Genomic DNA, 15,590 nt, shown 5'->3' on the forward strand with positions numbered 1-15,590 from the left:
TGGCACCCCCCTAATCGCCGCACCGACCGCGCCCGCGAGCCCGGTCCAACCCGTCACGCCAGCCGACTTGGTGCATAGCTTTGACAAGGGAATGCAAGCGGGAACACCGATTTCGGCTACTGCTGGCGCCATGCCGCCGCCTCAACCCCCGGAGCCGCAAGCCCCGCCGACGGTACCGACATCCGGCATGGGCAGCGCGCCAGTCAACGCACCGGCATATGAGGCACCGCCGGTCGCCCACGCAACGACCCCGGACGCGACCCCGGCACCGCAGGTCGTTGCGGGACCATCCGCACCAGCTGCCCCCACCGCTCCCGCACCCTCGGGTCCGCTGCCTGCTTACGCCTCCGACATTCGGCCGGCGGTCCCCGCGGCCTCGGCCCCTGTCGTCCCGTCGAGCGCAGCGCCCTCCGCAATGGCAAGCTCCGCGCCGGTCCATCCCTCAGCAGGACAGGCGAGCCCCGCCGGCCCCACGGTCGTGCGTCAGACGCCGACCCCGGCCCCGCCGTCGTCGCCGTCCAGTTTGGGCACCGAGGCCGTCGCGGCGACAGCTACCGGCGCTGTCGCCGGGGCCGCCTCTGCCAACGCTGCCGAGCGGGCACGGCTGGAACGATTCGTCGCCGCGGTCGCCCGTCAGCAGCCCCGACTGGCCTGGGCAGCCGGTGACCGGGCCGACGAAACTACCGTGCTCACAACCGATCTCGCCAGCGGCTGGATCCCACCGGGCATCGAGCTCCCAGCCGCGATCACGCTGCTCTCCCCCGAACGTCGCCGCGGAGATATCGAAACTCTGCTCGGTGAAGTCACTCTCGCCGCCGGTTACACCCCGATCCACCTCGTCCCCGAGGAGGACGAGCCGATACCCACGTCGCCACGACCGCGGCGACTGCCCGACATCGACGAACTCGGTTGGGAATTGAACCAAGCAACGCAGTGGCGCGATGGCCTGCCGCGATTAGCCCACACCCTGGCCAAGGCCGCCACCAGCGGCACCGGCGTGCTGGACAAAGAGGTCGAGCTTCTACAGACGCATCTGCGCGAGGTCAGCACCCGCGTTCTGGACAGCTACCCGGACAACGTCGACTTCCACGATGTCGGCAACTGGCAGCTGCTGGCCGCGATCGAAGCCCTTGTGGCCGGCGACAAGTCGGCCGCTAACTATCACCTCGCCTGGTTCCAGGCCTGTAGCACCTCGATGAGCCAGTAAGGAGGGCAGCGATGTTCGTCGACATGGGATTACTGCACTCGGGCGGAAACCAGACCCACCGCGCGGGTGGCCACGCGCAAGACGCGGCCAGTCGCCTGTCGCGGGGACCGGTCATGTCGGGAATGTTCGGCGACTTTCCCGCCGCCGACCAGTTTCACGAAGCGGTGAGCGTAGCCCACGGTAACCACGTGAAAAGCCTTCAGTCCCATAGGGAAACGCTGACCTCGATCGGCGGGAAGGCGCACCAAGCCGCCGCCGGCTTCACCGAGATGGAAGAGCATAATACTGCCGAAGTGCGGGCCGTCTACCCCACCTAGGACACGGGCACCACGACCAGCTCGTGCGGGCGGTTGTTGACGGGCAGTGCGCCGTCCTCGGTCACGATGACGATGTCTTCGATGCGCGCACCCCAGCTACCCGGAAAGTAGATTCCCGGTTCGATCGAAAAGGCCATTCCCGCAGTCAACGGCAGATCATTGCCCTTGACGATGTACGGCTCTTCGTGCACCGAGAGCCCAATGCCGTGGCCGGTGCGGTGCACGAAATATTCACCCAACCCGGCTGAGGTCAACACATCGCGCGCAGCGGCGTCGACCTGCTCGGCGGTCACTCCCGGACGAACCGCCTCGAGCGCCGCCTGCTGTGCCTGCTGCAGCAGCGAATACTGCTGCGCGACAACAGCATCGGGCTCTCCCAGGCTGTAGGTACGCGTCGAGTCGGAATGGTATCCGGGCTCGTAGGCTCCGCCGATGTCGACGACGACAATGTCACCGGCCTGCAGTTCGCGATCCGAATAACTGTGGTGCGGGTCGGCCCCATGCGGTCCGGAGCCGACGATGATGAAGGACACATCCGAATGCCCTTCGGCGACAATGGCTTCGGCAATGTCGGCGGCCACGTCGGCTTCGGTGCGGCCCGGGATCAAAAACTCCGGCACCCGGGCGTGTACCCGGTCGATGGCCGAACCGGCCTTGCGCAGCGCGTCGATCTCGCACTCCTCCTTGACCATCCGCAGCGAGCGCAGGATGTCGGTCGCCAACACCGGCAACACGCCGAGCACCCCGGCCAGCGGCAACAGATGCAACGCCGGCATCGAGTCGGTGACGGCAATAGCGGCAGGGCCACCACCCAATGCCCCAAGAACCAACTGGTACGGATCGTCGCCGTCGACCCAATCGCGCACCGCCACGCCCAGTTCCGTCATGGCCGATCCCTTGAGCGAAGCCAGCTCCAGCCGCGGCACCACGACGGTCGGCTCACCCGAGGCCGGCACCACCAGCGCGGTCAGCCGCTCGAACGTCTGCGCGCGCGAGCCGCTGAGATAGCGCAGGTCGTATCCCGGGGTGATCACCAGGCCGTCGAGGCCGGCCTGGGCGGTCGCCGCGGCGGCCGCTGCCAGACGACGGGCATAGACCTCGGCGTCGAATCGGTGAGAGTCCATGGCAGCCAGGCTAACCGCGCTGGCAGGATAGCCGCATGCCCGCACCTCTGTGCCTCCTCGACGGCGCCAGCATGTGGTTCCGCTCGTATTTCGGGGTGCCGTCGTCGATCACCGCCCCCGACGGCCGGCCGGTCAACGCCGTCCGGGGATTCATCGACTCGATGGCCGTCGTCATCACCCAGCAACGGCCGAAAAGACTGGCGGTCTGCCTCGACCTGGACTGGCGCCCGCAGTTTCGGGTCGACCTGATCCCGTCGTACAAGGCGCATCGGGTGGCCGAGCCGGAACCCGAAGGCACGCCCGACATCGAGGAGGTGCCCGACGAGCTGACACCGCAGGTCGACATGATCATCCAACTGCTGGACGCGTTCGGGATTGCGACGGCCGGTTCGGAGGGCTTCGAGGCCGACGACGTACTCGGCACGCTGGCCGCGCAGGAACGCGACGACCCGGTCGTCGTGGTCAGCGGGGACCGCGACCTGCTGCAGGTGGTGACCGACGACCCGGTCCCGGTTCGGGTGCTCTACCTGGGCCGCGGCCTGGCCAAAGCCACCCTGTTCGGGCCCACCGAGGTGGCCGAAAACTACTCGGTGCCAGTCGACCGCGCCGGGCCGGCCTACGCCGAACTCGCGCTGCTGCGCGGCGACCCGTCCGATGGCCTGCCGGGTGTGCCGGGGATCGGCGAGAAGACGGCCGCCACCCTGTTGGCCCAGCACGGCTCGCTGGATCAGATCCTGGCCGCCGCCCACGACCCGAAATCCAAGCTCGCCAAGGGCTTGCGGGCGAAACTGCTGGGCGCGACCGACTACATCGAGGCCGCCGGCCAGGTGGTGCGGGTGGCTACCGACGCACCGATCGCCTTGTCGACGCCCACCGACGAATTACCGCTGGTCGCCGCCGACCCGCAGCGCACCGCGGCGCTGGCGACGGAATTCGGCGTGGGGTCCTCGGTCGCCCGACTGCAGAAAGCGCTCGACTCGTTGCCGCAGTGAGTTACTGCGGCCGGCCGACCTCGTAGGTGCCCTTGTCGTCCTGGAAGGTCACCGTCACGCGCTTCTGAGCCCCGTCGATGCTGACGGCGCAGTCAAAGGTGGCGCCCTTGGTCACGGTGGGATCGGCGCCGTTGTTGCACTTGACGTCCTTGACGTTCTTGGCGCCATAGCCGTTGGTTTCGTCGGTCAGCACCTGCTGCACACCGGCCTGGGCTTTGTTGACGTCCAGCTTGGTGGTGACGAAGAAGCCGGGCTCCCAGAATCCGAGCACCAGCACCACCGCGATCAGCAGGAAGGCGACCGCACCGCCGATGCCGGCGATCAGGCCCATCGAGCGCTTCTTCTGCGGCTGACCCGGGTACTGCTGCGGGTACTGACCGTACTGGCCCGGCTGACCGTATTGGCCGTACTGACCGGGCTGCTGACCGTACTGACCAGGCTGGCCGTACTGACCGGGCTGACCATATTGACCCGGCTGGCCGTACTGGCCGGGCTGACCGTACTGCTGCTGCTCGGGCTGCCCGTACCCCGGCTGCGGTTGCTGGGGGTACGGCTGCTGGTACTGGGGGTACTCGGCGGGCGGCGTATACGCCGGCGCCTGCCAGGTCCCTTCCTGGGCCGGGGGTTGCTGCTGTTGCCAGGGCGAGCCCACCTGACCCACCTGAGTCGGTTCCTGGGAGCGATCGCCACCCTCGCCGGGCGGCTGCCACTGCTGGCCCGGGTCCGATCCGTGCGGTCCGCTCATCATTTCTCCTCAATCACCTTGTGTCCTGGCCCTGTAACGGTAGCTCGGAGCCAGCCTACCCGGCGTCAACTGCGACGACGCCGCGCCGAACATCGTTGATGGCCCGCTTCGCCGTGGCCCGCAGTTCGGCATCCGGCGCGGCATTGCGAACCTGGTCCAACAGGTCGAGCACCTGGCGACACCACCGTACGAAATCGCCTGCCAATAACGGGGAACCGCTGCCGGTCGCGTCGGCCGCAGCCAGCGAGGCGGCCAGATCGCCGGTCCGGGCCCAGCGGTAGACGACGGTGACGAAACCGTCGTCGGGTTCTCGGCTCGGTGAGATGCGATGTGTTTGCTCGTCGGCGCGCAGCGCGAATGACAACTTCGCGGTCTGCAGCAACGCCTGCCGCAACCGCGGCGTGGGCGCCTCGGCCGCAAACGGAGCGCTGGGCCCGTCACCGCCGCGGGTCTCGTAGAGCACCGACGAGACGACGGCGGCCAACTCGGCGGGCTTCAGCTCCGCCCACGCGCCGGTGCGCAGGCATTCGGCGACCAGCAGATCGCTCTCGCTGTAGATCCGGGCCAACAGCCGACCGTCGTCGGTGACGCGCGGATCACCCGCGGAGCCCTGGATGAACTCGCGTTCGGTGAGCAGCCCGACGATCCGGTCGAACGTGCGCGCCAGCGAGTTGGTGGCGGCGGCGACCTTCTTTTCCAGCTGCGCGTTGTCGCGTTCGATGCGCAGATAGCGCTCGGCCTCACGAACCTGTGCCTCGACGCCGGGGCTGTTATGCGCCGGGTGGCGGCGCAACTCCTCCCGCAACGACGCCAGCTCCGGGTCGTGGAAGCCGCCGTCGGGATCCGCGGCGCGACGACGCGACGGAACGTTGAGCCCAGCCGCGGCCGACCGCAGCGCCGAAGCCAGATCGCGGCGCACCCTCGGCTGACGATGTTCGACGCGCTTGGGCAACGACATCGACCCCAGCGGCGCCGAGGCACCCGAGTAGTCGGCCGACGAAATCCGGCCCGCCCAGCGGTGTTCGGTGAGCACCAACGGCCGCGGGTCGTCGCCGTCGCGCGCCGATTCCAGCACCACCGCCAGGCCGCTGTGCCGGCCGTTGGTGATCGTGATGATGTCGCCGCGGCGCAATCCGGCCAGCGCGTCGTTGGCTGCCTGGCGCCGGTGCAGTCGCGACGCCCGGGACTGCGCGCGTTCCATCTCGGTGATGCGTGCGCGCATCCGGGCGTATTCCAGGATCGGCGCGTCGGCCCCACCGAGTTCGGCGGCGATCTCGTCTTGCATCCGCTTGCCGCGGTCGATGCCTTTCACCAAACCGACGACAGACCGGTCGGCCTGGTACTGCGCGAACGATTGCTCCAGCAGTTGGTGCGCCTGCTCCGGACCCATGTGCTGGACCAGGTTGATCGTCATGTTGTACGACGGCGCGAACGAGCTTTTCAGCGGGAACGTCCGGGTGGACGCCAGCCCGGCCACCGCCGACGGCTCGGAGGTCTCCTCGGTGGGATGCCAAAGCACCACCGCGTGCCCCTCGACGTCGATCCCGCGCCGGCCGGCCCGGCCGGTCAGCTGCGTGTACTCCCCCGGCGTCAGCGGCACGTGCGCCTCGCCGTTGAACTTCACCAGCCGCTCGAGCACCACCGTGCGGGCCGGCATGTTGATGCCCAGCGCCAGGGTTTCGGTGGCGAACACCGCCTTGACCAGCCCGGCCGTGAACAGTTCCTCGACGGTGTGCCGGAAGGCCGGCAACATGCCGGCGTGGTGGGCCGCCAACCCGCGCAGCAACCCCTCCCGCCACTCGTAGTAGCCCAGCACCGCGAGATCGGCTTCGGCGAGGTCGCCGCAGCGGTGGTCGATGACCTCGGCGATCTGGGCGCGTTCCTCCTCGCTGGTGAGCCGCAGCGGCGAGCGCAGGCACTGCTGCACAGCGGCATCGCACCCCGCGCGCGAGAACACGAACGTGATGGCCGGCAACAGCCCCTCGGAGTCCAGCGTCGCGATCACGTCCGGTCGCGCGGGCGGCCGGTAAAACCGTGGGCGCTCGGGGCGGCCCCTGCCCGACTGCCGGCGAGGACCACGCCAATCACCCATCCGGTCGGCTTCGCGGCGGTGCGCAATGTGGCGCAGCAGTTCGGGATTTACCCGCGGCTGACGATCCTCGGCCGGTTTCTCGTTCTCGTAGTCGAACAGGTCCAGCAGGCGCCTGCCGACCAATACGTGTTGCCACAGCGGCACCGGCCGGTGCTCGTCGACGACGACCGTGGTGTCGCCGCGCACAGTCTGGATCCAGCCGCCGAACTCCTCGGCGTTGCTCACCGTCGCCGACAGGCTGACCAGCCGCACCTCCTCGGGCAGATGCAGGATCACCTCTTCCCACACCGGACCCCGCATCCGGTCGGCAAGGAAATGCACCTCGTCCATCACCACATGGGAAAGTCCTTGCAGCGCAGCCGAATCCGCGTAAAGCATGTTGCGCAGCACCTCGGTGGTCATCACCACCACGGGCGCGTCGGCATTCAGCGACACGTCACCGGTCAACAGCCCGATCCGGTCGCGACCGTAGCGTGCCGTCAGGTCGGTGTGCTTCTGGTTGCTCAATGCCTTGATCGGAGTGGTGTAGAAGCACTTACTGCCGGCGGCCAGCGCCAGGTGCACGGCGAATTCGCCGACCACTGTCTTGCCGGCACCCGTTGGCGCACAAACCAATACGCCGTGACCGCGTTCTAGCGCCGCACACGCCCGGGTCTGGAAATCGTCGAGCCCAAACGGCAATTCCGCGGTGAACCGTGGCAGCTCGGTCAGTTCGGTCACGCCGCCGTCAGGTGGTGCAGTCATCTACGTGACGTCATCATGTTGCCCGGCGTGCAACGACGGCTCGGGCTGCGGCTCGGATAGGGGTCCGGCCGGCTCGATGACCGACGCCTGGTCGTCGGGGATCGCGGTTTGCGCTTCGCGCTTGGCTTTTCGCTTGTCGTGGACGCGGGCGATCTGGATGGCCAGCTCTTGGAGTACGGACAGCGCGACGCCCAGCGCGGTCATCGAAAACGGGTCGGAGCCGGGGGTGAACACCGCCGCGAACACGAACATCGCGAAGATCAGGCCGCGCCGCCACGCCTTGAGCTTCTCGTAGGGCAGCACACCGACCATGTTGAGCATGACGATCAGCAGCGGGAATTCGAAGCTGAATCCGAACACCAGCAGCAGGTTGATCAGGAAGCCGAAATAGCGATCGCCGGACAGCGCGGTCACCTGCACGTCGCTGCCGACGGTCAGCAGGAAGCCCAGCGCCTGAGACAGCACGAAGTAGGCCAGGATCGCACCGCCGACGAACAGCAGCGCGGCGGGGATCACGAACCCGATCGCGAAGCGGCGTTCCTTCTGATACAGCCCAGGCGTGATGAACGCCCACAGCTCGTAGAACCACACCGGGCATGCCAACACGATCCCGGCCGTCATCCCGACCTTGAGCCGCAGCATGAATTGGTCGAACGGCGCCGTCGCCAGCAACCGGCACTGCCCGTCGGCGCTGATGTCCGCGCGCGCCGACTGCGGCAGCGAGCAATAGGGATGGCGTAGCCACTCGCCCAGGCTTTCCAGCCCAAACACCGAATGGCTGTACCAGATGAAGCCGAAAATTGTGGTGACCAGGATCGCAGCCAGCGAGATCAGCAGCCGGGTGCGCAGCTCGGTCAGATGGTCGACCAGCGACATCGTCGCGTCGGGATTGGTCCGACTGCGCCTGTTGCGCGGATTGAGATGCTTCAGAAACGCAGCAGTGCGCGCTGAAGTCTTGAATGCTTTCACGACGCTCGGTCAGTGGCGCTCAGGCACCGCGGCCGATACCCCCTAAGCGGGGCGCGCTTCGGTGTGGCCCTGCTCGGAGGCCGACGGGTCGACCCGTTGCGACTGCACGGGCTGCGGAGCCGCCGCAGGGGTTTCGATGGAAGGCGCGTCGGACTTGCTCTCCGTCTGCATTTCCCGCATTTCGGACTTGAAGATGCGCATCGACTTGCCCAGCGAACGCGCTGCGTCCGGGAGTTTCTTGGCGCCGAACAGCAGGATGATGACGACCGCGAGGATCGCCCAGTGCCACGGACTAAGACTGCCCACTTTGATTACCTCCAGACGTCCACCCGATGCTACCGCAGCACGGCCGACTGCCGGTGTGCCCGCGCCGTGCGGTCAGGACGTCACAGCCTGATAGGACTCCAAGGCGGCCGCCGCGGCATCCCGTACACGCTGGGCAAGCGACTGCGGTTCAACCACTCGCACGTCCGGCCCGAAGCCCAGCACCAGGCGTGTCATCCAGTCCTCGGAGGCATACGTCATGACCGCCTCGCACGACCCGTCCGGCAGCTCGTGCACGTCGCGCATCGGGTAGTACTCGAACATCCACGACGCGGCCGGAGACACCCGCAGCTTGGCCGACGGCAGCGAGGGATCCCCGTCGAACAGCGAGGTGTCCGGCGGCGCCTGCAGCGCCGGCCGGGGTGGGGCGGCCGGCTCCCCCAGCTCGGTCGCCTCGACGATCCGGTCGAAGCGGAACAGCCGCACGCCCTCGGCTTCGCGTGACCACGCCTCCAGATAGCTGTGTCCGCCGATCAGCAGCACCCGGATCGGGTCGACGATCCGGCTGGTCAGGGTGTCGTGCGAGGCCGAGTAGTAGTCGATGGCCAGCGCGTGTTTGTACTGCACGGCGGTGCGGACCACGGCCGCGGCCCGGCTCTCGATGGGTGCCGGCTCGTCGATCGCCGTGACCGTACCCGTCGCGTCCTGCCCGACGGCGCCGGCCGCGGCGGCGATCTTGGCGATCGCGCTGCGGGCCGCCTCCGGATCGACCACGCCCGGAATGTCGGCCAGCGCCCGCAGCGCGACCAGCAGACCGGTGGCCTCCGGCGAAGTGAGCTTGAGCGGGCGGTCGATGCCCGCCGAGAACGTGACCTCGATGGTGTCTCCGGAGAACTCGAAGTCGATGAGATCACCCGGGAAGTAGCCGGGAAGACCGCACATCCACAGCTGGTTGAGGTCCTCCTCCAGCTGCTTGGCCGACACCCCCAGCTTGGCGGCTGCCTCGGCGCGGGTGATCCGCGGGTTGGCCTGGAAATACGGCACCATGTTGAGCAGCCGCACCAGGCGGGTCGACACGGGAGTCACTGGACCCCCGCCTGGGCGCGCAACCGGGCCAGCACGTCGTCGCGCAGGGTTTGCGGCTCCAGCACGACGGCGTCGACCCCGTAGCCGGCGATTTCGCGGGCCAGCCGGTCGCTCGAGCTGATCTCGAGCTCGATCACCTCGCCGTCGCGCCCGCTCAGCTGCCGCGCACCCGTGGAGGTTCCCGCGCGCCGCAACGCGGTGGCCCGCCCGTCGGCGACCCACACCAGGGCCTGCGCGCCGGTGGGTGCCCCCGACACGTCGGTGACGGTCTGCGCGACGATCTTGCGCAGGTCGACGCCGTCGGGGACGGTGACGGCGCCGGCTGGGCCGATCGGCTCGACGTCGACGCCGATGCGGGACAGCCGGAAGGTGCGGGTGGCGTCGCGGTCACGGTCGTGACCGACGAGATACCAGCGGCCCTTCTCGGTGACCACCCCCCACGGCTCGACGGTGCGCATCGTGTAGGGCTCGGCGCGCGACGGGCGGTGCGGAAACCGCACGGCCTGCCGGGAATCGATGGCGGACAACAGGATTCCGAGCACATCTTCGGAACCACGCAGACCCGGCACACCCTCCGGGGAGGCGATGGCCACCGGCGCCTCGGGGTCGACGTCGACACCGGCGGCGCGCAGCTTGAGCAGCGCGCCCTGCGTCGCGGTGATCAGTTCGGGTGACTCCCAGAGCTGGGTGGCGACGGCGACGGCGGCCGCCTCGTCGGCGGTCAGTTCGACCGGCGGCAGCGCGTAAGCGTCGCGGTTGATGCGGTACCCCTCGCTGGGGTCCAGCGCCGACACCCGGCCGACCTCGAGCGGGATGCCCAGGTCGCGCAATTCGTTCTTGTCGCGCTCGAACATCCGGGAAAACGCCTCGAGGCTCGGGCTGTCCGAATAGCCGGCCACGCTGGACCGGATCTTTTCCGCGGTGATGTAGCCGCGAGTGGACAGCAGGGCGATGACGAGATTGACCAGCCGTTCGACTTTCGAGGTCGCCATTTGCTCCAGGTTAGATGGCCCGCACCCGCCGCGCGCACCGACTCGCGGTGGGTCACATGCTGGCGATGAGCCGCTTCACCCGCTCGTCGACGGCCCGGAACGGGTCCTTGCACAGCACGGTGCGCTGGGCCTGGTCGTTGAGCTTGAGGTGCACCCAGTCGACGGTGAAGTCGCGGCCGGCCGCCTGTGCGGCGCTGATGAATTCGCCGCGCAGCCGCGCCCGGGTGGTCTGGGGCGGGTTGTCGACCGCCTCGGCGATGTCCTCGTCGGTGGTGACGCGCGCCGCGAGGCCCTTGCGCTGCAGCAGATCGAACACACCGCGACCACGCTTGATGTCGTGGTAGGCCAGGTCCAGCTGGGCGATCTTGGGGTCGGCCAGCTCCATGTTGTAGCGGTCCTGGTAGCGCTGGAACAGCTTGCGCTTGATCACCCAGTCGATCTCGGTGTCGACCTTGGCGAAGTCCTGGCTCTCGACGGCGTCGAGCTGGCGTCCCCACAGGTCGACGACCTGCTCGATCTGCGCGTTGGGCTCGCGGGTCTGCAGGTGCTCGACCGCGCGGGTGTAGTACTCCCGCTGGATGTCCAGCGCGCTGGCCTGACGCCCGCCGGCCAGCCGGACGGGACGGCGGCCGGTGATGTCGTGGCTGACCTCGCGGATGGCGCGGATCGGATTGTCCAGCGAGAAGTCGCGGAACGGCACACCGGCTTCGATCATCTCCAGCACCAGCGCGGCGGTGCCCACCTTGAGCATGGTGGTGGTCTCGCACATGTTGGAGTCGCCGACGATGACGTGCAGCCGCCGGTACTTTTCGGCGTCGGCGTGCGGCTCGTCCCGGGTGTTGATGATCGGGCGGCTGCGGGTGGTGGCCGACGAAACGCCTTCCCAGATGTGCTCGGCGCGCTGCGACAGGCAGAATGTCGCGGCCTTGGGGGTCTGCAACACCTTGCCGGCCCCGCAGATCAGTTGGCGGGTGACCAGGAAGGGCAGCAGCACGTCGGAGATCCGGGAGAACTCACCGGCCCGCACGATCAGGTAATTCTCGTGGCACCCGTAGGAGTTGCCCGCGGAGTCGGTGTTGTTCTTGAACAGGTAAATGTCGCCGCCGATGCCTTCGTCGGCGAGCCGCTGCTCGGCGTCTACGAGTAGGTCTTCCAGCACCCATTCCCCGGCCCGGTCGTGGGTGACCAGCTGCACCAGGCTGTCGCACTCGGCGGTGGCGTACTCGGGGTGGCTGCCCACATCGAGATACAGCCGCGCGCCGTTACGCAAGAACACGTTGGAGCTGCGACCCCATGACACCACCCGGCGGAAAAGGTAGCGGGCTACCTCGTCCGGGGACAGGCGGCGATGGCCGTGGAACGTGCAGGTGACACCGAACTCGGTCTCGATGCCCATGATTCGTCGCTGCACATTATCGAGGGTACTGGTTGTCTGAGCGCGACGGTCAGCAGCCGCGCCCAGGGGCTAAGATTCGCCGTCTGAATCCGGGGCATCGCCCTCGGATTTCGCGTCCTTCGACTCCTGCAGCAAGTTCTCCAGGGTGGCCCCGCCGATGCGCCGGAACGCGCGCCGCGGCCGGTTGGCGTCCAGGATGGCGACCTCGAGGTTGGCTACGTCCAGACTGTGTTCGTCACTGCCGTTGGAGCTCCCGGCGCGCAGCGCGTCGACGGCAATCCCCAAAGCACCGCGCAGGTCGGCGTTTTCGGCGTACGACTCCTTGAGCGCGGTGGTGATCGGCTCGGTGGTGCCGCCCATCACCACGAAGTGTGGCTCGTCGGCGATGGACCCGTCGTAGGTGATCCGGTACATCTCAGGCGCTTTGGTCTCGCCGTAGTGCGCGACCTCGGCCACGCACAACTCGACCTCATACGGCTTGGCTTGCTCGGTGAAGATGGTGCCGAGCGTCTGCGCGTAGACGTTGGCCAGCTGCCGGCCGGTGACGTCGCGGCGATCGTAGGCGTAGCCGCGGGTGTCGGCGAACTGGATGCCGCCGCGCCGCAGGTTGTCGAACTCGTTGAACTTGCCGGCGGCCGCGAAACCCACCCGGTCGTAGAGCTCACTGATCTTCTGCAGGGACCGCGACGGGTTCTCCGCGACGAACAGCACACCGCCGGCGTAGGCCAGCGCCACCACGCTGCGGCCCCGGGCGATGCCCTTGCGCGCGAGCTCGCTGCGCTCACGCATCGCCTGCTCAGGCGAGATGAAATACGGGAAGCTCACTTCTCACCGCCATCCGGGCCGAAAGTGTCTGCGCGCGAACGGCTTTCGATGACATCGCGGGCCAATTCGGCGATCCGGCTCTCGGGCACGTCGGCAGCCCCTTCGGCGCCGATGGTGACCGCCGTCGGGAAGATGCCGCGCACCAGATCCGGTCCGCCGGTGGCGGAATCGTCGTCGGCGGCGTCGTACAGCGACTCCACGGCTACCCGCAGCGCGGAGTCGACGTCGGTGACTTGGGCATAGAGCTTCTTGATCGACGACTTGGCGAAGATCGACCCCGACCCCACCGACTGGTAGCCCTCTTCCTCGATGTTCCAGCCGCCCGCGGCGTCGAACGAGACTATGCGCCCAGCGCTTTCCGGGTCGGCCGCGTGGATGTCGTATCCCGCCAGCAGCGGCAGCGCGACCAGCCCCTGCATCGCGGCGGCCAGGTTGCCGCGCACCATGATCGCGAGCCGGTTGACCTTGCCGGCGAACGTCAGCGGGACGCCTTCCAGCTTTTCGTAGTGCTCCAGCTCCACCGCGTACAGGCGGGCGAATTCGACGGCGATCGCGGCGGTGCCGGCGATGCCGGTCGCGGTGTAATCGTCCGTGATGTAGACCTTCTTGACGTCCCGGCCCGCGATCATGTTGCCCTGGGTGGAGCGCCGGTCACCGGCGATCAGGACACCGCCGGGGTATTTCAGGGCGACGATCGTGGTGCCGTGCGGCAGCCCGGCGTCACCACCGGATCGGCCGGAGCCACCGCCCAGGACGGCCGGAAGCAACTCGGGCGCCTGACGGCGCAACAGGTCCGCGAAGGACGACGTATTTACAGCAGATAATCCGGGTTGAGCCGAGTTAGTGGACAGGCGATCGGGGAAAGGCCAGGTCACTGTCCGCCCTTTTGGACATACGCGCGGACGAAGTCCTCGGCGTTTTCCTCCAGGACGTCGTCAATCTCGTCGAGCAGATCGTCGGTTTCCTCGGTCAGTTTCTCGCGACGCTCTTGGCCCGCAGCCGTGGTGCCAACGACGTCATCTTCGTCGCCGCCGCCACCGCCACGTTTGGTTTGCTCCTGCGCCATCGCCGCCTCCTGCTATGTCTGGGCTTGCTTACTGGCCGCTTAAGCCGCCCGCTGGTCTCTCTACCCTACCGGTCAAAGCCGACGTTCTTTGGTTAACAGACCTCAGCTCGTCAGTTGTTCCACCAGTTCGACGGCGCTGTCCACGGAGTCCAGCAGGGCTCCGACGTGCGCTTTGCTGCCCCGTAGCGGCTCCAGCGTCGGGATGCGCACCAGCGAATCGCCACCGAGATCGAAAATCACCGAGTCCCAACTGGCCGCGGCGATGTCGGCGCCGAATCGGCGCAGGCATTCGCCGCGGAAGTAGGCGCGGGTGTCGGTCGGCGGGTTGTCCACCGCCTCGAGCACCTGGTGTTCGCTGACCAGACGCTTCATCGAGCCGCGCGCGACCAGCCGGTTGTACAGGCCTTTGTCCAGCCGGACGTCGGAATATTGCAGGTCCACCAGGTGCAGCCGCGGCGCCGACCAGCTCAGGTTCTCGCGCTGCCGGAACCCCTCGAGCAGTCGCAGCTTGGCCGGCCAGTCCAGCAGCTCCGCGCACTCCATCGGGTCGCGCTCGAGCAGGTCCAGCACGTGCGCCCAGGTCTCGACGACGTGTGCTGCCCGCGGGTCGGGGTCGCGACCGTCGACCAGTTTGGCCACCCGGTCGAGGTAGATCCGTTGCAGCGCAAGCGCGGTCAGCTCCCGGCCGTCGGCCATGGCCACCGCGACGCGCAGCGAGGGGTCGCGACTGATCGCGTGCACCGCGTGCACCGGCCGGGCCAGCGCCAGATCACTCAGGTCGATGCCGTGCATCGGACCCTCTTCGATCAGGTCCAGGGCCAGCGCCGTGGTGCCCAGCTTGAGGTAAGTCGACGTCTCGGCGAGGTTGGCGTCGCCGATGATCACGTGCAGCCGGCGATACCGGTCGGCGTCGGCGTGCGGCTCGTCGCGGGTGTTGATGATGCCGCGCTTCAGCGTGGTCTCCAGCCCGACCTCGACCTCGATGTAGTCGGAGCGCTGGGACAGCTGGAAGCCGGGCTCGTCCCCTGAGGGGCCGATGCCGACCCGCCCGGAGCCGGTGAACACCTGCCGGGACACCAAAAACGGCGTTAGACCGGCGATGATGGCCGAGAACGGCGTTTGCCGGCTCATCAGGTAGTTCTCGTGCGATCCGTACGAGGCGCCCTTGCCGTCGACGTTGTTCTTGTAGAGCTGCAGCTTGGCCGCTCCGGGCACGCTGGCGACGTGCCGCGCGGCGGCCTCCATCACGCGCTCACCGGCCTTGTCCCAGATGACCGCGTCCAGTGGGTCGGTGCACTCGGGCGCGGAGTACTCGGGGTGCGCGTGGTCGACGTAGAGCCGCGCGCCGTTGGTCAGGATCATGTTGGCCGCGCCGACCTCGTCGGCGTCGACCACCGGTGGCGGGCCGGCCGAGCGGCTCAGGTCGAAACCGCGGGCGTCACGCAGCGGCGACTCCACTTCGTAGTCCCAGCGGGTGCGCTTGGCGCGCTGAATGCCGGCGGCGGCCGCGTAGGCCAACACCGCCTGAGTCGAAGTAAGGATCGGGTTGGCGGTCGGGTCGGTCGGCGACGAAATGCCGTACTCGACCTCCGTCCCGATAATCCGTTGCATGCGTTAAGCGTAGGCCCGCCGACGAGAACGACCCGCGCTGGGGAGCTGCCGATCGTGGATCCCCGCACGAGGCAACGGCGGCCGCACCCCACTTCGCCCGCCACGGGGCATGCGGGCGACGCCGGGAGGCGCCCGACGCTGGCACGCGAGACGGCCGACC

15 protein-coding genes are annotated in these 15,590 nt (G+C 68.2%); 3 read left to right on the top strand and 12 right to left on the bottom strand.

Annotated features, from left to right (window positions below):
- Positions 1–478 precede the first annotated feature (478 nt).
- Both MAAFP003_RS15865 and MAAFP003_RS15870 read left to right on the top strand, forming a co-directional pair.
- Positions 479–1,207: a DUF5631 domain-containing protein gene (locus MAAFP003_RS15865; protein ID WP_207768541.1), complete on the top strand. Its 729-nt coding sequence runs from the start codon at positions 479–481 to the stop codon at positions 1,205–1,207.
- An 11-nt stretch (positions 1,208–1,218) separates the two neighbouring features.
- Positions 1,219–1,524, top strand: coding sequence for a DUF2563 family protein (locus MAAFP003_RS15870; protein WP_096288400.1), 306 nt, complete (start codon positions 1,219–1,221; stop codon positions 1,522–1,524).
- Here the strand turns inward: MAAFP003_RS15870 and MAAFP003_RS15875 are convergent.
- Positions 1,521–2,648, bottom strand: coding sequence for a M24 family metallopeptidase (locus tag MAAFP003_RS15875; protein ID WP_096288402.1), 1,128 nt, complete (start codon positions 2,646–2,648; stop codon positions 1,521–1,523). The genes MAAFP003_RS15870 and MAAFP003_RS15875 overlap by 4 nt on opposite strands.
- 35 nt (positions 2,649–2,683) lie before the next feature.
- Between MAAFP003_RS15875 and MAAFP003_RS15880 the strand changes: the two genes are divergently transcribed.
- Entirely contained in the window at positions 2,684–3,640 is a 957-nt protein-coding gene (locus MAAFP003_RS15880) for a 5'-3' exonuclease (RefSeq protein WP_096288404.1), read from the top strand.
- Between the two features lies 1 nt (position 3,641).
- On the opposite strand, the gene MAAFP003_RS15885 is transcribed toward MAAFP003_RS15880, so the two are convergent.
- From MAAFP003_RS15885 to dop, 11 genes are all read right to left on the bottom strand, one after another.
- A complete protein-coding gene (locus tag MAAFP003_RS15885) occupies positions 3,642–4,385 on the bottom strand; it encodes a DUF4333 domain-containing protein (protein WP_096291192.1) in 744 nt (247 codons plus the stop codon).
- Positions 4,386–4,440: 55 nt separating this feature from the next.
- On the bottom strand, positions 4,441–7,197 hold the full coding sequence (locus MAAFP003_RS15890) for a DEAD/DEAH box helicase (RefSeq protein WP_096291193.1): 2,757 nt from the start codon (positions 7,195–7,197) through the stop codon (positions 4,441–4,443).
- Positions 7,198–7,221: 24 nt separating this feature from the next.
- Positions 7,222–8,190, bottom strand: a complete 969-nt coding sequence (gene tatC, locus MAAFP003_RS15895; RefSeq protein ID WP_423790902.1) for a twin-arginine translocase subunit TatC — start codon at positions 8,188–8,190, stop codon at positions 7,222–7,224.
- 42 nt (positions 8,191–8,232) lie between these two features.
- A complete protein-coding gene (gene tatA, locus MAAFP003_RS15900) occupies positions 8,233–8,496 on the bottom strand; it encodes a Sec-independent protein translocase subunit TatA (RefSeq protein WP_096288406.1) in 264 nt (87 codons plus the stop codon).
- A gap of 72 nt (positions 8,497–8,568) precedes the next feature.
- Positions 8,569–9,540: a helix-turn-helix transcriptional regulator gene (locus tag MAAFP003_RS15905; protein WP_096288408.1), complete on the bottom strand. Its 972-nt coding sequence runs from the start codon at positions 9,538–9,540 to the stop codon at positions 8,569–8,571.
- Positions 9,537–10,532 (bottom strand): helix-turn-helix transcriptional regulator, encoded by a 996-nt coding sequence (locus tag MAAFP003_RS15910; protein WP_096288410.1) that lies wholly within the window; start codon positions 10,530–10,532, stop codon positions 9,537–9,539. The genes MAAFP003_RS15905 and MAAFP003_RS15910 overlap by 4 nt, the downstream gene beginning before the upstream one ends.
- Positions 10,533–10,584: 52 nt before the next feature.
- Positions 10,585–11,943 carry a Pup--protein ligase gene (pafA, locus tag MAAFP003_RS15915; RefSeq protein WP_096288412.1) on the bottom strand — a complete coding sequence of 453 codons (1,359 nt, stop codon included), beginning with the start codon at positions 11,941–11,943 and terminating at the stop codon, positions 10,585–10,587.
- A gap of 54 nt (positions 11,944–11,997) precedes the next feature.
- Positions 11,998–12,753 carry a proteasome subunit alpha gene (gene prcA / locus MAAFP003_RS15920; RefSeq protein WP_096288414.1) on the bottom strand — a complete coding sequence of 252 codons (756 nt, stop codon included), beginning with the start codon at positions 12,751–12,753 and terminating at the stop codon, positions 11,998–12,000.
- A complete protein-coding gene (gene prcB / locus MAAFP003_RS15925; RefSeq protein WP_096288416.1) occupies positions 12,750–13,628 on the bottom strand; it encodes a proteasome subunit beta in 879 nt (292 codons plus the stop codon). Before prcB ends, prcA begins: the two co-directional genes overlap by 4 nt.
- On the bottom strand, positions 13,625–13,819 hold the full coding sequence (locus MAAFP003_RS15930; RefSeq protein WP_085220395.1) for a ubiquitin-like protein Pup: 195 nt from the start codon (positions 13,817–13,819) through the stop codon (positions 13,625–13,627). The genes prcB and MAAFP003_RS15930 overlap by 4 nt, the downstream gene beginning before the upstream one ends.
- 102 nt (positions 13,820–13,921) lie before the next feature.
- Complete coding sequence (gene dop, locus MAAFP003_RS15935) at positions 13,922–15,430, bottom strand: pup deamidase/depupylase (protein WP_096288418.1); 1,509 nt, start codon at positions 15,428–15,430, stop codon at positions 13,922–13,924.
- Between the last annotated feature and the right edge of the window lie 160 nt (positions 15,431–15,590).

The sequence above is a fragment of the Mycobacterium ahvazicum genome (genome assembly GCF_900176255.2).
Taxonomy (GTDB): domain Bacteria; phylum Actinomycetota; class Actinomycetes; order Mycobacteriales; family Mycobacteriaceae; genus Mycobacterium; species Mycobacterium ahvazicum.